Source organism: Rossellomorea aquimaris, assembly GCF_008180865.1.
GTDB lineage: Bacteria > Bacillota > Bacilli > Bacillales > Bacillaceae_B > Rossellomorea > Rossellomorea yichunensis.
In genome coordinates this window covers 90888-111534 of record NZ_VTEX01000006.1, presented here as the reverse complement: position 1 = coordinate 111534, position 20647 = coordinate 90888, and the positions used below count along the sequence as shown (strand labels likewise).

The following is a 20647-nucleotide window of genomic DNA, read 5'->3' as shown; positions in this document are numbered from 1 at the left end:
CATTAGAAACTATTGAAATTTTTTATACTCGATAGTTTCCAAGCTGAAAAAAGTATATTTCTCCATGAAATCAGATCAGCTACTCAAAGAAACTACCCTTCAACCAACTCAACGATTTCCCCGTCAGGCCCAAAATAAAAGACCACTTTCCAGCCATTTTCAAGTACAACAGGTCCCTCAACGGGTACTAACCCTTTCTCCTTTAATTGACCAACCTCCGTCTCCAAATCGATGACAGCCAAGGCAATATGAAGAAAAGTCCGCTTTGATCCGTTATCCTCCCCGGACTCTTCGATGAGCTCCAACCGACAATCATTCTTTTTCACAAATAGGATTCTCTCACTACCCCATTCGAAATACATTTCCTCTTCAAACCCAAAGTAAGATTGATAGAATTCCTTCGACCGCACTAAACTCTTTACATTCATCCCAATATGATGAAGTCTCATATCCATTCTCCTTACAAAATTACATTCATATCACCAAACTCATGCCATTTATAATTTTTTAACAGAGCAGTTTGATAGGCGTTCAATAGCTTCTTTTCCGAAATAAAAGCCTTTAATAGATCCAGATGGCTCGCTTCCGGTTCATGCAGCCCCGTAATGAGACCATCTACAAGTTTGAGAGGGGTATCCCCTGAAATATATAAGTTTGTTACCCCTTCAGAAGGCTTTAACTGTCCATATTGCGTCATGATGGTCTCAAGGGCACGAACGACTGTAGTGCCCACTGCAATGACCCGCTTACCACTACTCTTTGCCTTGAGAATTTGGTCCACTGTCCCTGAACCTACATGGTATTCTTCCGGATGATTTTTCGGTGTCGGCCAGCGATCATCCCCGTAATAGCTCAAGCCTGCATGAAGCTGTATGAACACGATTTCAATTCCTTTCTGCTTCAAGGATTGTATCAACTTCCAAGAAAAGGCCCTTCCGGCAGATGTCATTTCCACAGACCCAGGGACTGATCCGTATACGGTTTGGTAGCAATCAAGCGGCCATGGTAAATCAATATATTCGTAACGGATCGGTTCTCCGTTTCTGTAAATAAAATCAAAAAGCTCAACACCACTTCTGTTGAATTTCAATTGCACCAGTGGTTTTTCACTTCCTTCACCCACCATGCTGGCAAGGACTTCCTCTGAAAAACAAATCGGTTCCCCCGCTTGATAAAAGTCTCCTATGATAAGCGCATCCCAACAGTTATCATCTACTTTTCTGGATAAACGAACTTCGAGCTGCCTGTTTCCTTGCTTCCCTTTTAGAGAGGCAGGAATGGTCCGGCTGTTGTTTAAAACTAGTACATCCCCCTTATTTAAAAACTCGGGTAACTGCTTGAATTGGGTATGATCACAGTTCCCGGTTTCACGGTTCAACACCATTAGTTTCACTTCGTCTCTCTCGAATCCTCGAAGCTCAATGGGAGTCGATGCGTTTAAGTGGGAAGGGATATCAAAGGTCTTAGCCAGTTCATTCATTTCCCCCACCTCGATTCCACTGAAATTCCTGTGCTTCAAATCGATTCCCATTCTCGTTTTCTGCTGCGTCGGAAGCAAGATATAAAAAAACGTCAAGGTGATCATGGGGACCCGCAAGTGGATAATCACATTCCGGAACAGCCTTGTCGTGCATGTCCGTATCCATTTCCCCTGGATCGACCATATTCACCCTCACCCCCGTATCACTTAGCTCGTCGGCCCATGTTTGAGTCAATCCTTCGACGGCAAATTTTGAAATTCCGTATGCTCCCCACTCCGCAAAGCCTGTTTTACCCGCTTCTGACGTTAAGTTAATAATTGAACCTTTACCCCTGCTGATCATTCCTGGAAGGACTCTTTTCGTTACTAAAAATGGGTTCATTGCATTGATTCTTAGTACCTCAAGAAATTCTTCTTCAGGATAATCAGCCAGCAAACGCGGACCAGGTCCAAAAACGGATGCGTTGTTAAAAAGAACATCGACTCTTCCCAGTACCTCCTCCGTTACAGAAACAAAACGATCAACATCCCGGGAATCAGAAACATCCGCTTCCAAAGCTACCACTTCTGTCCCTAACGCTTTCAATTCTTTCTCAGCCTCCTGAAGTGGCCCACCCGTTCGTGCACAGATCGCAAGCTTTGCTCCTTCCTTGGCAAATTGTACGGCAAGGGCCCTGCCCAACCCTTTTGAAGCACCTGTTATCATGACCACTTTATTTTTCAACATCTTCATTTCCCCTTTCCAACTCTTATTACTTACAGTTTATGAAAAATCTTCTTTCGACAAATCGTCTATAAGTGGTCATGGGGAATAGAAAATTAGAAGGAGCAGATTATCAGCCTTTTGATGTAGTTTCATAAAAACACGAACATTGATACTAGAAATATGATTTATATTCGTGTTATAATCAAATTGAAAATAAATAGAGCAGTGACTGGCGAAAATGTGGAATCAACCACAAGGGAGCTGCGAATCTTATAAATCATGAGCCATTAGCCGTTCGCCTGGGCAGAAGGCAAGGGGGATCCCCTTGTCTTCTTTTACTATAATCAGGAGGGATTGCAGTGGAACCACTAGTATTAGACGGGAAACTTGTTGCATCTGAGGTAAAGGAAAGCCTAAAGTCTAGAGTTGCTGTATTAAAGGAGAATGGTATTACTCCATGTCTTGCTACGGTGCTCGTTGGAGACGATCCATCTTCTGCTACGTATGTCAAGATGAAGGGCAATGCCTGCGCGAAGATCGGAATGGAATCAAGAAGAATTCATCTTCCCAAGGAAACGACAACGAATGAACTGTTGGACGTTATCCATGAGCTTAATCAAGACCATTCCGTTCATGGCATTCTCTTGCAACATCCTGTACCTCATCACATTGATGAACGTGCTGCCTTTGAAGCGATTTCCATTGAAAAAGACGTTGATGGAGTCACGAGCCACGGGTTCGGTCAAAATTCATTAGGGTTTGGTGAATATCCTTCGTGCACACCTGCTGCAATCATGAGCATCATTGATTACTACGGTGTGTCCCTCGAAGGGAAACATGCTGTCGTTGTAGGAAGAAGCCCGATTCTAGGAAAGCCTGTGTCCATGATGCTGTTGAATCGAAACGCTACGGTGACGACCTGTCATTCGTATACAGAGAATCTGCCTGACATTCTCTCTACTGCAGATATCGTGGTGGCAGCAGTCGGTAAACCTAACTTCATTCAAGGTGACTGGCTTAAAGAAGGTGCTGTCGTTCTTGATGCGGGATATAACAAAGGGAACGTCGGAGACATAGACTATGAAGCATGCTATGAAAAAGCGAGCGCGATTACCCCTGTACCAGGCGGAGTTGGCCCCGTGACCATCTCTATGCTATTAAAGCAGACCGTTGATTCTGCTGAGAAATATGGTTCTGTACTTGAACATTCATAATAAATATCCTTTAAGAGACTGACCCATTATGGGAGCCAGTCTCTTTTTTTCCTATTTCGGACTTATTTTTTCTACATTTCAGGAAAGAATGGTAAGGAATAGAAAGATAAAGGAGCGTTCATATGGATAAACAACACCAAAATGCTTTCTCTGAAACACCTGAGCCCTATTGGAGGGAAACGACTAAACTCCCCATATTTAAAAAGCTTGATAAAAACATAAAAGTGGACGTAACCGTTGTAGGCGGAGGGATAGCAGGCATCACCACTGCCTATCTGTTAGCCAAAGGCGGGAAAAAAGTGGCTCTCATTGAGGCTGATCATATATTGAACGGAACAACGGGGCACACAACCGCTAAAATTTCCGCTCAACACGGATTGATTTATGATGAGCTCATCCAGCATTTTGGAGTAGAGTTTGCAAAGAAATACTATCTGTCTCAGACAAAGGCTCTTCAGTTTATTAAAGATACAATTTCCAGTGAAAATATAGATTGTCATTTTACAGAAGAGGACTCGTATGTATACGCGACTACTGATCAATATGCTACAAAAATCGAGAAGGAGTACGAGGCGTATCAGAAGTTAGAGATTATGGGAGAGCTCATCAAAAAACTCCCGATCGATCTATCCATTAAAAACGCAGTCGTAATGAAAGACCAGGCACAGTTTCACCCTTTAAAATATCTTAAAGCCTTGATTGATTCTTATACGGGACTTGGCGGTCAAATATTTGAAGGAACTGCGGCTAAAACCATTAACGAAGGAGACTCCAATCAAGTTGTGACTGCAGACGGTTATCATCTGGATAGCGAGCAAGTTGTCATCTGCTCTCACTTTCCTTTTTATGATGGAATGGGTTTTTATTTCACAAAGATGTATGCGGAACGCTCGTACATTCTTGGAGTAAAAGCGAAAAAGGATTATCCGGGAGGCATGTACTTAAGTGCAGAAGATCCTACCCGTTCCCTCCGTTCTCAAGAGGATGAAAATGGAGAGAATCTCATCCTGATCGGTGGGGATAATCATAAAACAGGACAAGGAAAGGATACGTTGGATCATTATAAAGCTCTCAAAGTTTTTGGTGAAGAAGTGCTTGGAATTGAAGAAATTCGTTATAGATGGTCAGCACAGGATCTTATCACGTTAGACAAAGTTCCTTATATCGGTAAATTAACGGAAAAGCATCCTTCCATTTTGGTAGCCACAGGCTTTAAAAAATGGGGCATGACGTCCGGAACTCTGGCGGGGCAAATTCTATCAGAACAAATTTTAGGAAATCACCATATTTATGCTGACGTATATACTCCTTCCCGTTTTGTCGCAGATCCAAGCATCAAACATTTCTTCAAAGAGAACATAAATGTAGCGGGACAACTCATTAAAGGAAAGCTTCAAATTCCAACTAAAAAGGTACAGGAGCTACAAAAAGGCGAAGGCGACGTGGTGAATCTGAACGGGCGACGTTGTGGTGGATACCGGGATGAAACAGGTAAGCTGCACGTCGTAGACACCACCTGTACCCATCTCGGCTGTGAAACCGAATGGAACCACGGAGACCACACATGGGACTGCCCTTGTCACGGATCACGCTTCTCCATTGATGGGGAAGTAATTGAAGGACCTGCTAAGAAACCTCTTACAAGGTTTGAAGTGACCGATTGAGGGACGGACCTCTGGAAAGAAACTTCCGATTATTGTCGAATATAGCCTGGGAAATAAACCGGATCCTAAAAGTATTTGACATATTTTGTCGCAATACACAGAAGAATATTTCCTCGATTATGTCTCAAACTATAAATGCTTGAGTTACTATTTTTGGGAGGGATTCTGAATGGGACGTACTAAAAAAGGTAACCGTAATGCTCAAAGTAATACGAATGCTAAACAAAATCGAACAAGTTCTGAATTAGTGGAGTTTACAACCGGGCAAGCGAATACGAAGAAAAACCGACCACAAGACTAGTAACAAGTAGCTGATTGATTGAAGAATAACCGGCAGTAACGCTGCGTCAGGTTATTCTTTTCTTATTTCTCCTGATCCATTCATCTTTCCGTAGAGGAATCTCTCTCCCAACCTCGAATACGTTATAGAGAAATTGATTAGGAGGAATGAATGATGCAAGAACAAATGTTATTTCAACAAATGGAATTCATCCGGCTTCGAACACTGGCTGCTCTCGATGCGACAACGGAACAGCAGGCGGATGAAGTGCCTCCTGGATTCAGAAATTCAATCCGATGGAATTTAGGACATATTCTACTGTCTCAGGAAAACCTGTTATACTCCTTTGCAGGGGAAATCGACCGTAAAACACTTCCACCTGAATATGGGGAGCTATTTGGCTTCAATACGAGCCCAGACACCTGGAATACACTCACACCTCCCACACTGAAGGAACTTCGTGAGAAATTGGAGGCACAACCGCAAAGAATGAAAGAAGCATTCTCCGGTCGCTTGGACGAAACAGGAGAGAAGCCGTTTGTTCTTGGTGAACATACTACGTTTACCACTTTAGGTGAAGTTCTTTCCTTCGCTAACTGGCATGAAGGCTTACATCAAGGAACCATAACGTCTATTAAGCGTGTACAAGGAATTGAAAACCTTTGGGAGAAAGTTGAAGAAAAGATAGAAAGATAAAAAGACATGGCGGCTCCTACGCTGCCGTGTCTTTTTATCTGCCTTTAAACAAAATTAAAAAATCTTCGTACCCTTCTTCTTCTAACTTACCCTTGGGAATAAATCGTAAAGAAGCAGAATTGATGCAATACCGAAGACCTTTAGGACCGGGTCCATCTGTGAACACATGCCCGAGATGAGAATCAGCTTCCCTGCTTCTTACCTCCACTCTTGTAGAACGATGAGAGAGGTCATATTGTTCTTTGACGCTTGCATCCATGACAGGCTTTGTAAAACTTGGCCAGCCGCACCCACTATCATACTGATCTTTGGATGTGAATAAAGGTTCACCCGAAACGATATCAACGTATAAACCTTCTTCCTTGTTATCCCAATACTCGTTTTCGTAAGGTGACTCTGTTCCATTTTCCTGGGTAACAAAGTATTGCATTTCTGTTAGCTGTTCCTTTAAATGGGCTCGATCATTTGGCCAATACTCCTTCAAAAAATCTTTTCGCCCGGATCCACGCTTATATAAAGCATATCGGAAGGCATTTTCCTTATAGAAATCCTGATGATAATCTTCAGCAGGATAAAATTCGCTTGCAGGGAGAACCTTCGTCACCAAAGGTTTCGTGAAAATACCACTCTGCTCCAATTTTCGTTTTGAATCTTCAGCAAGTTTTTTTTGATTATCGTTATGATAAAAAATGGCTGTTCGATAGGAGTCACCCCGATCTTTAAACTGTCCCCCTGAATCTGTCGGATCAATTTGCTTCCAGTATAGATCCAGCAGTTTCTCATAAGGGTACTGATTAGGATCAAACGTGATTTGTACAGCTTCATAGTGTCCTGTTACCCCGGAGATCACTTCTTTATATGTTGGATTTGCGGATTTACCTCCTGTATATCCGGAGACAATACGCTCAATTCCTTCCTGTTCATCAAAAGGCTCGACCATACACCAGAAACAGCCTCCTGCAAACGTCGCATGTTCCATTTCATCACCTCTTTCGTTTCACGTGAAACACTCATCGGTTATAGATTTCTTACCCTAAATTCATCCTTCAAAGTAAAGATGATAATGATTCTGACACCCCGGGTTAAAGGATGCTCGACAATGAGGACAAACCGATTGGCAATTCATATATTGTAAAATGGTTAACTCATTCTTACATTCTCCACAAAGAATCGCTTTCGTATTCCACTCGTTCTTTGACCAAAGGATCGGATCATGATCTGCCATTTCGTCATGACATATATGACAAGGATAGTACGTGTTACAGCACTTAAATTTAATTGCGATGATATCTTTGGGGGTACGGTAATGTTTGCATTTCGTTTTAGAGTCCACTTCTACGCCAGATACAGGAATCAACTTTTCAGGCATGTTCCATCCTCCCTTTTAATTACGTAGTAGATTTCGATATACAAAGCCGATTTTCCTACAAAAAAATGAAACTAGTCATCTACCATCGATGCATTCTTAGTCTATTAATCTATCTGTACTATACAATGAATGCTAAAAGAAAGGGAGGGGGAAGATTATTGAAGTTGATAGCATTCGAAACTCAATGTAGAAAAAAATATTGTAGAAGCAAAGGCACGGTGGTCCATTCATTGCACAAAAAAAGCAGGGGCATAAACGTCCGCCCCTTTTCTTAACTCATATGTTCCAGAATTCCGGTTAAATTTCTGTATTCAAAGTGTGGTTTGACCCCTAATTCATCCATCACTTTATCCTGACGATTGATCCAAGCCGTATAGAATCCAAAGTTCGTCGCTCCTGCAATGTCCCATGGGTTAGAAGACATAAACAGTACTTCTTCCCTTCTGACCCCAAGCTTTTCAAGTACGAGCTGGTAAGACATCGGGGTCGGTTTAAACTGCTTCACTTCATCAACAGTCAAAACCTCATCCAGTAAATGCCCAAAGGAAGATTGCTCAACGAGAGGAGAAAGCATATCCAGTGAACCATTGGAAAAGATGGCTTTTTGATAAGGTTTCAGTTCTTGCAACACACTCCCTACTTCTTCATAGTGGTCTAATTCCAAGTAAGCCTCCAGCAATTCCTTCTCTTTTCCTTCAGTAAGGTCAACTCCAGCTTGCTTAGCCGCATAATGGAGAGCATCTTTCGTTATTGTAAAAAAAGTCGTATACGTACCCATTAATTGACGTAAAAAACTATATTCAAGCTGCTTCTTGCGCCACACCTGGCTGATTTCCTCCCCTTTATCAGGAAAGAGTTCATTACATTTTTCAATGACGGAATGAACATCGAAAAGTGTTCCATACGCATCGAACACAAAAGCCTTTATATTGAGTTTTGACATACGTATCCTCCTCTTCCATTCTTCTTATATAATAGACCATTTTATATAAATTAAACTTTTCCACATATAAGCGAATTCATTTCACATCCATGCTTTTTATGATATATTACTTCGAGTATCTAAATATATTATGGAGGTGGTCACAATGATTGCAGAACCACATGCACAGGCATCTCCTTCCTATACAAAGACGATTCTGTTTTTGAGCTTAACCGTCTGGCTGGTTGTCATGAATACCACCATGTTTAATGTAGCACTCCCCAATGTCTTAAAGGATTTCTCTTTAGCCCCTTCTGAAGGAGCCTGGATTGTATCGGGATACTCCATCGTACTCGCCATTTGCACCATTACATATACGCGCCTGGCAGACTACATTCCGATCAGGAGGCTGCTTATCCTGGGCATTTCCATTTTCGGGCTGGCATCGTTCATAGGTTTCTTTGCCCATAGCTTTACCTGGCTATTGCTCTCCCGTTTATTCCAAGCGGCAGGTGCTGCAGCCATCCCCGGTCTATCCATGGTGTTTGCCGGACGTTTTGTCCCGATGGCAAGACGCGGCCGGGCATTGGCTATGATTGCCTCAGCTTCTTCCCTGGGCTTTGGATTAGGGCCGGTCGTAGGTGGCGTGATTACCGATTATTTAAGTTGGAACTATTTATTTCTAATCACGTTATGTGTCCTTGGAATGATTCCTGTACTAAACCGCTTCCTGCCGGATGAGACGAACAGGAAAGGGTACTTTGATGTATGGGGAGGCCTTTTAACCGGAATCGGGATTACGTTCTTTCTGCTGTTTATTTCAACTTTCGACTGGTATTATTTAGCAGGTGCCGTTGTATTCTTTGGAGGACTGTGGATTCGGATCCATAAGATCGAACTACCTTTTATACAACCCAGCTTGATACGGGACAAAGGATACCGTCAGATTTTATATATGAGTTTCCTGGGTTTCGCCACTCACTTTGCGATTCTAATCGTCATGCCTCTTATGCTTCAGCATGTATTTGGTAAAAACCCGACAGCGGTCGGATTCATTATCTTTCCGGGTGCGATGCTGTCGGCAGTGGCAGCTATTTATGTAGGAAGACTGATTGATCGGTATGGAAATATGAAGGTGATGGTCCTTGCACATATCCTTCTGATCATTTCAACCGTCATCTTTTATATCTTATCACCCCACAGCGAATACATGATTATGCTGGCTTATATGTTTACGAGCTTTGGCTTCTCAAGTCTATCGTCAAGCTCGACCAACGAAGTATCCCGGGTGATGAGTAAAGAGCTGATTGCTTCAGGAATCGGCATGAAACAGCTTACCCACTTCGTAGGCAGTGCATCTGGTTCTGTTCTGGGAGGAATCATTGTCGAGATGGGCGGAGCAGAATTCCCTGTGGATTCCTTTCAGAATACATTCCTTGTTCTGATCGTATTAATGACGTTATCCCTTTTTCTATTGTTTTTATACCGCCAAAGAATCAACGATCAATAAGATCAGGTCCAGGCAGATATTTGCCTGGACCTATTTTTTATAAAAGGCTCTTTTCGTAAAAATTGTAGCTTATTGTAGAGGGAGAAAGTAATAGTTGATTTCCGCTACAGGATGATCGCTTTCCGCGGGGCTGGCGGTGAGCCTCCGGGGTCTCACCTGTCCAGCTACGGGGCTTAGGGGCTCGAGGTCATAAGCCAAGTCTGCCAAAAAGGCAAAGTGCGCCTTCCCGGCAGACTCGCCTTATGCTTGTCGCCCCTGGGCAAAGCCCCTCCGCTTTTCGTACTGTCCAGCTATTCCCGCAGGAGTCGAGCATCCTGCAGCGAGGATCAACTTTCTAAGCATGAATCCTTAAATGGAAAACAATTAAAACAAGAATTTTAGCAAACAATCTCATTTAAGGTAAGTAGAGATTGATTATCTTATAAGAAAGAAGAATTTTATTAGTAACTTTGTTTTCTTGCACACCTTGAAGCTCCGTAGAGAAAATTTTGTTAAATATCGAGAGGGGATCAGCGCAGACTCCTGCAGAAGTACGGGCGTGCTGAGACCCCGTTCGGGTAAGCTGAGGAGTCTCGGCCGAACGCTAGCTGCAAGGGAGCAGTTCCTCTCACTATCTAGCATAAACTGGTTGACAGAGCCCTCGCAGATTCTATATTAGAAAACAACAATCTTTGCGAAAAGAGCTTTGTAAAAAAATCGTGCTCATCTTAGCCTTCATGGATTCCTCCGCTACCATTAAGGGTATAGTAAGAAAAAAACAGTAGAACAGGGGAATTCAATTGAAAACAAAGAAAAAGTGGTATAAGAAGAAAAGATGGTGGATCGGAGGGATCATCGTATTGACCCTTACCGTCGTCATGTTTTACCACCGGGTAAAGCCGTTACCCCCAGGGATATCCTACGCTGGCAACACCTATACCATACCAGAGAAGGATGTTGAGTTCCTATACGACCTAACATACCAGAAAGACGGGAAAGAGCAATATGACCATTCGATCTTTAATGAAGTCTATCAAACGATAGAAGAAGCAGAAGATTTTCTTATTCTGGACTTATTTTTAGTGAATGGTTACACAAAAGGTGATCGTGATTACCCTAAAATCAGTGAAAAGTTATCGAAAAAAATTCAACAACAGATGAAAAAGAAGCCTGATCTGAAAGTAATCTTCATCAGTGATGTTGTCAATACCACGTATGGATCCCATACAGCTGAACAATTGGAACCTTTAGAAGACCTTGGGGCTGAAGTCATTTATACCGATTTAAACCGCCTCAGAGATCCCAATATCTTATACTCAGGGGTTTGGAGAACTGCTCTAGGCTGGTTTGGTCAGGATGGCTATGGTTGGCTCCCCAATCCCATGGCTTCATCTGCACCCAAGGTAACCATGAGATCGTATCTGAAATTATTAAATGTAAAAGCAAATCATCGAAAAGTCGTCATTTCAGAGAACGCGGGACTTATTCTTTCCGCCAACCCCCATGACGCGAGTGGTTTTCACTCAAATATAGGTTTCAAGGTCAAAGGGGAAATACTTAAGGACATGGTGAAAGCCGAGAAGGCAGTGGCAGCATTTTCAGGGGGGAACGTAGAGGCATTCCCTACCGAGGAAGACTTAGATCAGTCTATTAAGGAGCTTTCTTCTACAGATGCTTCCGTTAAAGCACAAATCCTTACAGAAAAGAAGGTTCAAACAAGTGTTGTAAATGCTATGAATAAAGTAAAGAAAGGGGATGAAGTTTGGATCGGTATGTTCTATCTTGCAGATCGGGACATTATCGATGCCATAGGGAATGCGGCTGATCGTGAAGTAGAGGTACGATTAGTACTAGACCCTAATCAGAATGCCTTCGGTCAAGAAAAGATAGGGTTACCCAACCTGCCAATCGCTTCAGAGCTGCACAACTTAGACAATGACCATATTACGATTCGCTGGTACAACACCAATAAGGAACAATACCATACTAAGTTCATTTATATAAAAGGGGCGAAAGAGAGTACCGTTATCGGAGGATCCAGTAATTACACATCGAGAAACTTAGATGATTATAACTTAGAAGAAAATATAAAGGTTGTGGCACCGAATGACAGTAAAACCATGTCAGATATTGATCAGTATTTTAACCGTATCTGGAACAACAAAGATGGCACCTACACCGTTAAATATGAGGAATATCAGGATAAGCTGCCTGCCTTTAAATATGTCATGTATATCTTGCAAAAAATCTTCCAAGTGACCACCTATTAGGTTTTAATTCCACACTAAAAGGGAATTAAATCAGTAACAACATATCAAAAAAACATTACATGGAGGTTAGAAAGATGGGTATTATTTTGTACTTAATCGTAGGTGGAATAATAGGTTGGTTAGCTGGTCTTATATTAGGTAAAAACGTTCCTGGTGGAATCATCGGAAACATCATCGCAGGTATTATCGGTGCATGGATCGGCGGAGAGCTCCTTGGAAGCTTCGGACCATCCCTTGCAGGAATCGCCATCATTCCAGCCTTACTCGGAGCGATCATCTTTGTATTCCTGTTAAGCTTACTGCTAAGAAGGATGAGAAAGACTACTCATTAAAAACACTGAAACCCCTGGATTCCAGGGGTTTTTCATTTGTCCTTAAAGATATAAAAAAACAGCCAATGTTGGCTGCCCTCTTAATACGTCATCGATTTCTTATGTCTTCTTTTATTCCGGTACTTCTTATAAAACGGGTAAATAATAGGTCCCCATTTGATCAGTCTTCCAATTAAACGTTTCATGCAGGTAACCTCCTTTGTATAGTAATCTATACCCGAATATGCAGAATGAAAACATATGCTAGAATAAAGGCATGACGAATGACGAGGTGTTTCACATGCATATAACAGAAGAATTAGCTTATCCAATCATCTCAAAATTAAAAACCATCGTTAGTACTAATATTAATATTATGAACGAGACCGGCGTGATTGTTGCCAGCACTGATTCTACACGTATGAATCAAGTACATGAAGGGGCTCTGTATGTCCTCAAACAAAAAAGACCATTAATCATTTCTGAGCACGACTTAGGTAAGTATCATGGTTCGAAAGAAGGCATCAACCTCCCTATTGAGTTCCTGGGAGAAATGATCGGCGTCGTTGGGGTTACAGGTTCTCCACATGAATTAGATCAGTTTGTGAAAATCGTGAAAATCACCGTTGAAGTCATGCTTCAACAGGTTCATTTCCACAATCAATTGCAGCATCAAAAAACATTAATGGATAATTGGTTATTAGATTTGGTACACCCTCATTATTTTGATGAAAGAAAAAATGAAGCATTTGCTCATCACTACTTACATCTTGAAACGAGCCAAAACGTTCACATTTTGTTGGTTCAGTTTGACGACTTATCCGCTCACTCAACAACCAACCTTCCTTTACCAATGGTCAAAGAAGAGCTATTAAGGAGAATGAAGCTTCAATTACCAAAGGTGCACTTTCAATCCTTCATTACCGACTCCCACTGCGTCATAGGAATCCCTTCAAGTATTTGCCCCTCTGAGGAAGAAGCGATAATTCTGGCAAAGCGTTTGCAACACCATTTACAGGAAAAGCATGTCAAGGTGAAAACGGCTGTAGGCAATGTATATTCAGGAGTTAGCGGGTACAGAAAATCTTATTTGGAAGCACACAACTCCCTAGAATTACAGGAACGCTTTCCACAGTTCACCGACTATATTCATATCCAGGAATGGGGGATCATGGATTTCATAAAGCAAATCCCCATTGATGTACGTAAGGAATTTATGGACCGTTATAATGAACGAATCCTTCAATTGAGTACCACCTTGCGACATACATTACAACGATTATTCGATTGCCAATTAAACATGAAAGAAACTGCGAACTCATTACATATTCACCGAAACACCCTCCTGTACAGGCTTGAAAGTGTCGAGGAACTGACAGGTCTAAATCCACGGCAATTTGATGACGCCATATTACTTCGGTTTATCCTAATTATCCAGGAAATGAATAAAGAGTTGTAAAATATGATTGTGCACATGCACAATCTTTTTTCATTTTATGAAGAATTGTTTAGATGAATCCACATTGTAACCGCTTACCTAAATTGGTTAAATAAAAGAATAGATTATATTTTCTGAAAAAAGGAGCCGCTATGAATATTCTTATTGCCCCCGATTCATTTAAAGGAAGTTTAAGCTCACTCGAGGTTGGAACCATTATGGAAAAAGCCTTTCTTGATGAATCTTCGAGCTTTAAAACGAACGTCATCCCCATGGCCGATGGTGGCGAAGGAACGCTTGAGACCTTAATTTACGCAACGGGAGGAAAAAAAGTAAAAACGATCGCAACCGGTCCCTTAGGAGAAAAAGTTCACACTGAGTACGGTGTGTCAGGAGATCAAAAGACAGCCGTTATTGAAATAGCTTCCATTGCAGGCTTACCAATGGTGCCGATTGAAAAACGCAATCCCTACTACACAACGTCGTATGGGATTGGAGAAGTTATTATAACAGCCATAGAAGAAGGTTACCGAAGCTTCATTATTGCTCTAGGCGGAAGCTCGACGAATGATGGAGGGTTCGGAATGCTGCAATCACTCGGCGTCAGCTTCTATGACGAAGAAGGGATCGCTGTCGGGTCCTTTGGAAAAGATCTGAGATTCATTTCCAAAGTGGACTGGAGCAGCCTTCATCCCCTTGTAAAAGAGTGTACCTTTCACATTGCTTCAGATGTCGAGAACCCTTTATGCGGTGAAACAGGAGCCTCTTCTGTATTTGGTCCACAAAAAGGAGCCAATAAAGATCAGGTGAAGGAGCTTGATCAACAGCTGCTTCACTACAGTCAATTACTTAAAAGAGAAAAAGGAATCGATTTTCAAGATACGAAAGGTGCCGGTGCGGCCGGAGGACTTGGCTTTGCCTTTATGCATTTAAACGGAACAATCGAATCCGGAGCAAAGCTGGTTGCTGAAGCGACCAATCTTTCAACTGCCATTCGGGAGGCTGATTGGATTCTCACCGGTGAAGGACAAAGTGATCATCAAACATTGTTTGGTAAACTACCCTCCTATATTGCAACCATCGCAAAACAGCATCAAACTCCAGTATCACTTATTGCAGGGAGCTTAGGAGAAGGTTATCAAACTTTATACGAAGACTTTACCAGCTGTCATTCCATTGCCATTGGACCAATTGACCTTGCTGAGAGCATCAGTCGGGCTGAAGAACTGCTTTACCATGAAACAAGGAACATCGCACGAATTTTACACGTAACAAAGGGAGAAAGATAAAGGGGGAAAATCTTATGTCAGGAATCTGGTTATTTACGGTTATTGTATTAGGGGTAGGATTTATCATTTTCACAACGGCAAAATTGAAGCTTCAGCCTTTTCTATCGTTATTGTTTGCCGCGTTCTTGGTTGGTATATTTGCAGGCTTACCACTGAATACAGTCGTAGAAGCAGTCAACGGCGGGTTTGGAGGGTTAATGGGGTATATTGGTATCGTCATCGTTGCCGGTACCATTATCGGGACGATTCTAGAGAAATCAGGTGCCGCTCTCAGAATGGCAGAAGTGGTTCTGCGTTTAGTGGGGGAAAAGAGACCTCAACTGGCCATGTCCCTAATCGGTGCCATTGTGAGTATCCCTGTCTTCTGCGACTCCGGATACGTCATTCTCTCAAGCTTAAAAAAAGCTTTGGCAAAGCGTGCAAAAGTAGCCTTAGCTTCCATGTCTGTTGCACTGGCAACGGGGTTATATGCCACCCATACTCTGGTACCGCCCACTCCAGGCCCTATTGCCGCAGCTGGAAACATCGGTGCCAGCGACTACTTAGGAACCATTATTTTAATCGGGTTGATTGTAGCCATTCCTACGATTCTAGCAGGTTATCTTTGGGCCATTAAGGTCGCAAGTAAAATTGAAATCGAGGGTGAAGAAGAACTGGATCTGGATTATGATGAGATTGTCAAATCCTTTGGGGAACTTCCTTCAACGTTCAAATCCTTTGCTCCGATTGTACTTCCCATCCTATTGATTGGTGCAGGATCAGTCGTCAGCTTCTTTCAATGGAAAGGCGGAGCAGCGGATGTTCTCTTATTCATCGGTTCCCCTGTTATTGCTTTGCTTATAGGTGTCCTGTCTGCGTTTGCCCTCATGCCGAAATGGAATGAAGAAACCCTGAATGGCTGGGTAACTCAAGGTATGAAAGATGCAACCAATATTCTATTAATCACAGGCGCAGGAGGAGCATTCGGTTCCGTTATCAAGGCGACTCCCGTTGCTGAATTGATTCAAGGAATCGCCGACGGGGGATTACTTTCCGGTGCACTGGTCTTACTCATTCCATTTATTGTTGCAGCTCTATTAAAATCGGCTCAGGGATCTTCTACCGCTGCACTTGTCATTACTTCATCCCTGATAGCTCCATTACTTCCACAAATGGGGATTGATGGAGCCGTGCCTCTTGCTTTAGTCGTTATGGCCATTGGTGCAGGGGCTATGACAGTCAGTCATGTCAATGACAGTTATTTCTGGGTTGTAACCCAATTCAGCGGAATGAAAGTCACAGATGCTTATAAGGCGCAAACTGCAGCTACGCTGGTTCAGGGTTTAACGGCTCTTGTATTCACTTTACTGCTATGGGTCATCCTTGTGTAACTAGGTCAATCACACCTACTCCTTTCCAATAAATTGAAAGGAGTTTTTTGTCGAATAGGGTAAATCCTCCCCGGGAAATAATTACTTACCCGTACATTTCAAGAACCAAAAAAGCAACCAGTTACTGTACCTGGTTGCTTTTTTAGTGCTATTTACTACTTTTCGATTCTGCAATCTTCCCCAAGAAAAAACCGTCAACCTCGCTTATTTTCCCACGCCACATGATTTTCCCTTTGGAAGGGGTTGGCTTACTGTCGCCACAGTACACCTTGGTGTTCTTCAAATGAATGAAATGGGCTTCAGCGCTCTGGTTTTCATCTACTGACTCTCCGGCCTTCGCCAGCTCCTCACTAAGCTTCTGGGCCACTTCACTGCCATCCTCAAAGGTTTCACTTAATGAGTCGAAGTATTCCTTTGCAGAAACGAGAGTACCTGTTATGACGGCTCCTTTGACGTTTAACGTGATGTCTAATGAAAAGTCATGCTTGTTTGATGCTTGTACAAAAAATTCTAAGATACTATCCTTCCCTGTACCTGATTCTAAACTCATTTTCACATCTCCTTTTTACGTTAAGCTACTGTATCGTCTTCGGTAGAGAGTGTTGTATCTTCTTCTTGATCTTCGTCTTTATCATCATCTTTTTTAGCAGATTTTTTACTTTTAGCGTTTGTCTTGCGGGTAGAACGCTTCTTACCCTTTGAACCTGACTTACCGTTTGATTTCTTCTTGCTTGAAGTTTCTTCCTCATCGTCGCTATCATCATCGTCTTCTTCGTTTTCATCTTCATTAGTGTCTTCGTCTTCTTCATCGTCTTCTTCTTCATCTGTCGCTTCTTCTTTGGACTTTTTAGAAGCTTTCTTTCTAGAAGTGGTTTCTTCTTCATCCTCGTCTTCCTCGTCATCACTTCCATCTTCACGAGTCGCGGCAATTTGATTCATTTTCTCTTCTAATTGCTGCAAGCGGTTCTGAAGTTCCTCATTTTCTTGTTTAAGGGCGTCATAGTCCTGGTTCGACTCATCTTCAGAACTGTTCGTTTCAGTTGAATTCACGTCAGTCTCCGTGTCTTCAGACGCTTCCTCATCTTTATCACGCTTAAACAAGTTGGCTGTTGAAGATTTTAGTGACACAGCAGCTTTTCTGGATCTTTCTTTTGCTGCTTTCCCAAAGTCCAGGCTTTTGCTTTTGATTTTCTCTTGATCGATACGATCTAAAAGTTTTTTTCCATTTTCAGGTGTTGCCAGATACCCTACAGTTGCTCCCAACAGACTTCCAGCTACGGTTCTCTTAATAGGGCCGCCTCTTCTTGTTATATTCTCATTTGTTGAATCCTTTTCTTGTCCTTGATTCTCAACTGTCGTGTTTTGCGTATTTTTTTCTGCCATCGGTAAAACCTCCAATTAGTTTGTTTCCGCCTGGTTCAGACGGTTCGTATCCAGTTTCTTTTCAAGTGATTCCAATCGTTCCTGTAATTTCTTATTTTCCTCTTCAAGTGCTTTCGTGTTGTTATCTGCGGCTTTGGAACTTAAGTAAGGATCATTTTCCCACCAGTCCATGCCTATTTCTTTTGCTTTATCTACAGAAGCAACGATTAAGCGGATTTTAATCGTAAGCAGCTCGACATCGGCAATTCCCACCGTAATATCTCCTGCTACGACCACACCTTTATCTAATATCTTTTCTAATACATCCACTATTGTGTTGGATTGTACCGGATGCTCCATTCCCATCATGTAACCTCCCTAATCGGCCTTACATTAAGCTCCCTAAAGGACCAAGGTCTATATTCAAGTCTTCTGCATCAAGACCAAATACCTCTTTTAACTCTTCCATTTTTTCTTCGAGATTCATAAGGGCAATGCCCAGATTCTCCACTTGTTCATCCGTTAAAGTACCGCCTTCAACACGCCTCATTGCATGTCTTTCGACGATTTGCCTTAATAGTTCTACAACGGTCAATACAAGTTGCGCTAAGCCTTGTTCTGCTTTTTCCGGGTCGAAATTAATTCGCCCATTTGTCCCGCTGGCCTGTGGCATGAATCAATCCCTCCCTTTCTTTATCGAATTGATCGGACGTTACCGTTTTACGTGTTCCTTGCTTGTGTTGAACCAATGTCTCAACTGAGGAAATCAGCACTCTCAAATCCAGATACACGAGATCGACACCTGCAATGGATATAATCAAATCTCCCTTTATCGCCACACCTTTATCGAGAATGACATCCAATATGTCTATAAGTGCAATATCTTTGTTTTCTATCGATTCTCTTACTGTCATATTTCTCATTCCTTGTTTTGTGATTAAGAAAAACTAGAAAAATGATAAGGTGGCCAAGGGCCGGATGCTTCAATTTTCCAACCGGCGTGTCCCAGTTCTTCCTCGTATTGCTTAATTTCATCTACAAATTCATCAACATTGGATACTGGAAGGAGAAACACACTATTCCAAGCCATATGTTCTTGTCTGCCTGTTACATCCTTACTCCAATTTTTTTTGATATTTCCATGGAGGGAATGTTCCTTCAGCTTTTCATGAACCTCTTCACAGAGTCGATTCTTTTCGTTTTCAAGCTCCCGATCAATCAGCTGATCGATTTTTTTCTTTTCAAAGAACTGCCTGCCCTTTGGTAATTCACTGATTTCTTTTCTTTTGGCTTCGATAGACGGATTGCTTTCGCTTACCTGCTTCTTCAGCAGCTTATCGTCACAGTAGATTTTGACGTTCCACTCTTCATTGCCATCCAGCTGAGTAAAGGTCGTTTCCAGCTTGTTTCGACTGCCTTCTATCGTGGACTTAAGGCTATCCTCGTTCTTGTACAATGTACAGAACTTCAGGGGAATGATGGTATACATCTTTGAAACCATCAGAACGGTTTCGTGATGATGAAACGCCTTTTCCTGAAGCCAGTCCATGTCGTTATCGACTTTGTCCTTAATGGTTTCTTCTGAGTATTCATTCGGTTGCAGATCACAGACAATTGCTGTCACGTCACCGATTTCAATTGTATAAAGTTCACCTTCTCCATCGAATCCTTTCATGGAGGGAAGAGATTTTTCATTTGCTTCTTTTGTTGGGATTAAGCCGTATAAATAAAGTAAATCGCTCATTTGATCACCCTTATTTCTTTTTCGTTAGTTCTTCCCATTGCTCCATTTCCATCTGTTTCGCAATTTCATATCGTGCTAGTAACTCATCTTCTTTTTCCTGGAATGCTTCCTCAGGAATTTCACCTAATTCATACATCATTTGAAGCTGAATCAACTTTTGTTGAATGGTAGGAAGGTCGTATAATTCTTTGTCTGCTTCTTCTTTAATCTTTTCGCCGACTTTAATGACTAAATTAATTGGTGCACTCACCAATTTATGAATCATCAGCCTTCCTCAACCTTCAAGCGTATATTGACAAAATTGTATGCCGGCCATGGGCCAGTGTAGTTAAATTCGACCTTATCCTTCCACTTTTCATGTGCTTCGTTCACCTTTTGATCGAAGACTTCTTCCTGGTCCCGATCAATTAAGAAAGAAGCGTTGAGAAGCATTTTTTCACTTGAAGGGTCATTTGCCTTTGCTGATACGGCTGTTTCCTCAAGGGGGGCATAGACTTCCTGCTTCACCTCATTTTGAAGGGAAGTAAATAGCTTCTGAGCCATTCCTCCAAGCTGAATGCGATCATAATACGCGGCAGATTCAGATTTCCCTTTAACGGCTGATGCCATTTTTTCTACCTGCGGGTTTTCTTTAACCATCGCTTCCAGCCATTCCTTTTTACCGATAACCTTTAAGCCCAGCTCGATTTTCCCTTTAATTGCCGGGAAAAGGGTTTCGAACTGAGGATAAAGGTTTTCTAGAAGAGCCTGCACATCGTCTCTTGATTTAAAGACATTCCCGAAGCTGATCGGGATGACCGTATCTTTTTGATCCATCACCCGTGATACGGCACCTTGGTGCATGAGTAAATTCTGCTTCTTAGGATGATAGATTTTCATCGGCACTTCTGCTGCTACCATAGCGGCGTCCTTATATCTGATCGTGAACGTCTCGCGTTCCTCACATTCGATTTCAATGGAACCAAATTGATCGTCTTCTTCTGTCTGGATGGCACAAAATATATAAATTCCCATTTCTTCCTGACTCATCATGAAACTCTCCT

Annotated in this window: 24 protein-coding genes and 1 riboswitch; of the genes, 10 read left to right on the top strand and 14 right to left on the bottom strand. The window is 42.1% G+C overall.

The window, feature by feature from the left end; all coding sequences use genetic code 11:
* Positions 1-92 precede the first annotated feature (92 nt).
* Genes FZC88_RS20770 through FZC88_RS20760 form a run of 3 tightly spaced genes read right to left on the bottom strand, consistent with a single transcriptional unit; the run spans position 93 to position 2207 of the window.
* Complete coding sequence (locus tag FZC88_RS20770; protein ID WP_187443713.1) at positions 93-449, bottom strand: VOC family protein; 357 nt, start codon at positions 447-449, stop codon at positions 93-95.
* 11 nt (positions 450-460) lie between these two features.
* Positions 461-1531: an S-adenosylmethionine:tRNA ribosyltransferase-isomerase gene (locus FZC88_RS20765; protein WP_262372001.1), complete on the bottom strand. Its 1071-nt coding sequence runs from the start codon at positions 1529-1531 to the stop codon at positions 461-463.
* Positions 1473-2207 (bottom strand): SDR family NAD(P)-dependent oxidoreductase, encoded by a 735-nt coding sequence (locus tag FZC88_RS20760; protein WP_148996287.1) that lies wholly within the window; start codon positions 2205-2207, stop codon positions 1473-1475. The genes FZC88_RS20765 and FZC88_RS20760 overlap by 59 nt, the downstream gene beginning before the upstream one ends.
* 194 nt (positions 2208-2401) lie before the next feature.
* Positions 2402-2498, top strand: a riboswitch (ZMP/ZTP riboswitch).
* 47 nt (positions 2499-2545) lie between these two features.
* Between FZC88_RS20760 and FZC88_RS20755 the strand changes: the two genes are divergently transcribed.
* The 4 genes from FZC88_RS20755 (at position 2546) to FZC88_RS20745 (ending at position 6040) form a co-directional block, all read left to right on the top strand.
* Complete coding sequence (locus tag FZC88_RS20755; protein WP_397541208.1) at positions 2546-3400, top strand: bifunctional 5,10-methylenetetrahydrofolate dehydrogenase/5,10-methenyltetrahydrofolate cyclohydrolase; 855 nt, start codon at positions 2546-2548, stop codon at positions 3398-3400.
* A 122-nt stretch (positions 3401-3522) separates the two neighbouring features.
* Positions 3523-5064 carry an FAD-dependent oxidoreductase gene (locus FZC88_RS20750; RefSeq protein ID WP_148996285.1) on the top strand — a complete coding sequence of 514 codons (1542 nt, stop codon included), beginning with the start codon at positions 3523-3525 and terminating at the stop codon, positions 5062-5064.
* A 169-nt stretch (positions 5065-5233) separates the two neighbouring features.
* Entirely contained in the window at positions 5234-5365 is a 132-nt protein-coding gene (locus FZC88_RS24605) for a hypothetical protein (RefSeq protein WP_262372000.1), read from the top strand.
* Positions 5366-5518: 153 nt separating this feature from the next.
* On the top strand, positions 5519-6040 hold the full coding sequence (locus FZC88_RS20745) for a DinB family protein (protein WP_187443712.1): 522 nt from the start codon (positions 5519-5521) through the stop codon (positions 6038-6040).
* 34 nt (positions 6041-6074) lie between these two features.
* Here FZC88_RS20745 and msrB read toward each other — a convergent pair whose 3' ends face one another.
* The 3 genes from msrB to FZC88_RS20730 form a co-directional block, all read right to left on the bottom strand.
* Entirely contained in the window at positions 6075-7019 is a 945-nt protein-coding gene (gene msrB, locus FZC88_RS20740; RefSeq protein ID WP_148996283.1) for a peptide-methionine (R)-S-oxide reductase MsrB, read from the bottom strand.
* 60 nt (positions 7020-7079) lie between these two features.
* A complete protein-coding gene (locus FZC88_RS20735) occupies positions 7080-7409 on the bottom strand; it encodes a CHY zinc finger protein (protein ID WP_148970618.1) in 330 nt (109 codons plus the stop codon).
* A gap of 271 nt (positions 7410-7680) precedes the next feature.
* Entirely contained in the window at positions 7681-8352 is a 672-nt protein-coding gene (locus FZC88_RS20730; RefSeq protein ID WP_148996282.1) for a haloacid dehalogenase type II, read from the bottom strand.
* A 145-nt stretch (positions 8353-8497) separates the two neighbouring features.
* On the opposite strand from FZC88_RS20730, the gene FZC88_RS20725 reads away from it, so the two are divergent.
* The 6 genes from FZC88_RS20725 (at position 8498) to FZC88_RS20700 (ending at position 16498) form a co-directional block, all read left to right on the top strand.
* Entirely contained in the window at positions 8498-9841 is a 1344-nt protein-coding gene (locus FZC88_RS20725) for an MFS transporter (RefSeq protein ID WP_148996281.1), read from the top strand.
* Between the two features lie 779 nt (positions 9842-10620).
* The gene (locus tag FZC88_RS20720) at positions 10621-12090 is read left to right on the top strand and encodes a phospholipase D family protein (RefSeq protein ID WP_262371999.1); all 1470 of its coding nucleotides are present in this window, start codon (positions 10621-10623) and stop codon (positions 12088-12090) included.
* A 74-nt stretch (positions 12091-12164) separates the two neighbouring features.
* On the top strand, positions 12165-12422 hold the full coding sequence (locus FZC88_RS20715; RefSeq protein WP_148996280.1) for a GlsB/YeaQ/YmgE family stress response membrane protein: 258 nt from the start codon (positions 12165-12167) through the stop codon (positions 12420-12422).
* A 280-nt stretch (positions 12423-12702) separates the two neighbouring features.
* The gene (locus FZC88_RS20710; protein ID WP_187443711.1) at positions 12703-13860 is read left to right on the top strand and encodes a CdaR family transcriptional regulator; all 1158 of its coding nucleotides are present in this window, start codon (positions 12703-12705) and stop codon (positions 13858-13860) included.
* A gap of 131 nt (positions 13861-13991) precedes the next feature.
* Positions 13992-15128 (top strand): glycerate kinase, encoded by a 1137-nt coding sequence (locus FZC88_RS20705; protein ID WP_148996278.1) that lies wholly within the window; start codon positions 13992-13994, stop codon positions 15126-15128.
* A gap of 14 nt (positions 15129-15142) precedes the next feature.
* Entirely contained in the window at positions 15143-16498 is a 1356-nt protein-coding gene (locus FZC88_RS20700; RefSeq protein ID WP_148996277.1) for a GntP family permease, read from the top strand.
* A gap of 148 nt (positions 16499-16646) precedes the next feature.
* Here the strand turns inward: FZC88_RS20700 and gvpU are convergent, their stop codons facing one another.
* From gvpU to FZC88_RS20660, 8 genes are read right to left on the bottom strand one after another with little or no spacing between them, the layout of a single operon-like run.
* On the bottom strand, positions 16647-17048 hold the full coding sequence (gvpU, locus tag FZC88_RS20695) for a gas vesicle accessory protein GvpU (RefSeq protein ID WP_148996276.1): 402 nt from the start codon (positions 17046-17048) through the stop codon (positions 16647-16649).
* A gap of 20 nt (positions 17049-17068) precedes the next feature.
* Positions 17069-17881, bottom strand: a complete 813-nt coding sequence (gvpT, locus tag FZC88_RS24155; RefSeq protein ID WP_187443710.1) for a YtxH domain-containing protein — start codon at positions 17879-17881, stop codon at positions 17069-17071.
* Between the two features lie 15 nt (positions 17882-17896).
* A complete protein-coding gene (locus FZC88_RS20685; protein ID WP_148996483.1) occupies positions 17897-18226 on the bottom strand; it encodes a gas vesicle protein in 330 nt (109 codons plus the stop codon).
* A gap of 22 nt (positions 18227-18248) precedes the next feature.
* Positions 18249-18533, bottom strand: a complete 285-nt coding sequence (locus FZC88_RS20680) for a gas vesicle protein K (RefSeq protein ID WP_148970611.1) — start codon at positions 18531-18533, stop codon at positions 18249-18251.
* Complete coding sequence (locus FZC88_RS20675; RefSeq protein WP_044340208.1) at positions 18499-18774, bottom strand: gas vesicle protein; 276 nt, start codon at positions 18772-18774, stop codon at positions 18499-18501. The genes FZC88_RS20680 and FZC88_RS20675 overlap by 35 nt, the downstream gene beginning before the upstream one ends.
* A 23-nt stretch (positions 18775-18797) precedes the next feature.
* On the bottom strand, positions 18798-19604 hold the full coding sequence (locus FZC88_RS20670; RefSeq protein ID WP_148996275.1) for a GvpL/GvpF family gas vesicle protein: 807 nt from the start codon (positions 19602-19604) through the stop codon (positions 18798-18800).
* Between the two features lie 10 nt (positions 19605-19614).
* Positions 19615-19869, bottom strand: coding sequence for a gas vesicle protein GvpG (locus FZC88_RS20665; protein ID WP_148970609.1), 255 nt, complete (start codon positions 19867-19869; stop codon positions 19615-19617).
* Positions 19869-20633, bottom strand: a complete 765-nt coding sequence (locus tag FZC88_RS20660) for a GvpL/GvpF family gas vesicle protein (protein WP_148996482.1) — start codon at positions 20631-20633, stop codon at positions 19869-19871. Before FZC88_RS20660 ends, FZC88_RS20665 begins: the two co-directional genes overlap by 1 nt.
* Positions 20634-20647: the final 14 nt, after the last annotated feature.

Bases quoted from the DNA above. Each gene is read 5' to 3' on its own strand.
- FZC88_RS20770 (WP_187443713.1), bottom strand. From the start codon at position 449: ATGAGACTTCATCATATTGGGATGAATGTAAAGAGTTTAGTGCGGTCG.
- FZC88_RS20765 (WP_262372001.1), bottom strand. From the start codon at position 1,531: ATGGGAATCGATTTGAAGCACAGGAATTTCAGTGGAATCGAGGTGGGG.
- FZC88_RS20760 (WP_148996287.1), bottom strand. From the start codon at position 2,207: ATGTTGAAAAATAAAGTGGTCATGATAACAGGTGCTTCAAAAGGGTTG.
- FZC88_RS20750 (WP_148996285.1), top strand. From the start codon at position 3,523: ATGGATAAACAACACCAAAATGCTTTCTCTGAAACACCTGAGCCCTAT.
- FZC88_RS24605 (WP_262372000.1), top strand. From the start codon at position 5,234: ATGGGACGTACTAAAAAAGGTAACCGTAATGCTCAAAGTAATACGAAT.
- FZC88_RS20745 (WP_187443712.1), top strand. From the start codon at position 5,519: ATGCAAGAACAAATGTTATTTCAACAAATGGAATTCATCCGGCTTCGA.
- msrB (WP_148996283.1), bottom strand. From the start codon at position 7,019: ATGGAACATGCGACGTTTGCAGGAGGCTGTTTCTGGTGTATGGTCGAG.
- FZC88_RS20735 (WP_148970618.1), bottom strand. From the start codon at position 7,409: ATGCCTGAAAAGTTGATTCCTGTATCTGGCGTAGAAGTGGACTCTAAA.
- FZC88_RS20730 (WP_148996282.1), bottom strand. From the start codon at position 8,352: ATGTCAAAACTCAATATAAAGGCTTTTGTGTTCGATGCGTATGGAACA.
- FZC88_RS20725 (WP_148996281.1), top strand. From the start codon at position 8,498: ATGATTGCAGAACCACATGCACAGGCATCTCCTTCCTATACAAAGACG.
- FZC88_RS20715 (WP_148996280.1), top strand. From the start codon at position 12,165: ATGGGTATTATTTTGTACTTAATCGTAGGTGGAATAATAGGTTGGTTA.
- FZC88_RS20710 (WP_187443711.1), top strand. From the start codon at position 12,703: ATGCATATAACAGAAGAATTAGCTTATCCAATCATCTCAAAATTAAAA.
- FZC88_RS20705 (WP_148996278.1), top strand. From the start codon at position 13,992: ATGAATATTCTTATTGCCCCCGATTCATTTAAAGGAAGTTTAAGCTCA.
- FZC88_RS20700 (WP_148996277.1), top strand. From the start codon at position 15,143: ATGTCAGGAATCTGGTTATTTACGGTTATTGTATTAGGGGTAGGATTT.
- gvpU (WP_148996276.1), bottom strand. From the start codon at position 17,048: ATGAGTTTAGAATCAGGTACAGGGAAGGATAGTATCTTAGAATTTTTT.
- gvpT (WP_187443710.1), bottom strand. From the start codon at position 17,881: ATGGCAGAAAAAAATACGCAAAACACGACAGTTGAGAATCAAGGACAA.
- FZC88_RS20685 (WP_148996483.1), bottom strand. From the start codon at position 18,226: ATGGGAATGGAGCATCCGGTACAATCCAACACAATAGTGGATGTATTA.
- FZC88_RS20680 (WP_148970611.1), bottom strand. From the start codon at position 18,533: ATGCCACAGGCCAGCGGGACAAATGGGCGAATTAATTTCGACCCGGAA.
- FZC88_RS20675 (WP_044340208.1), bottom strand. From the start codon at position 18,774: ATGACAGTAAGAGAATCGATAGAAAACAAAGATATTGCACTTATAGAC.
- FZC88_RS20670 (WP_148996275.1), bottom strand. From the start codon at position 19,604: ATGAGCGATTTACTTTATTTATACGGCTTAATCCCAACAAAAGAAGCA.
- FZC88_RS20665 (WP_148970609.1), bottom strand. From the start codon at position 19,869: ATGATTCATAAATTGGTGAGTGCACCAATTAATTTAGTCATTAAAGTC.
- FZC88_RS20660 (WP_148996482.1), bottom strand. From the start codon at position 20,633: ATGAGTCAGGAAGAAATGGGAATTTATATATTTTGTGCCATCCAGACA.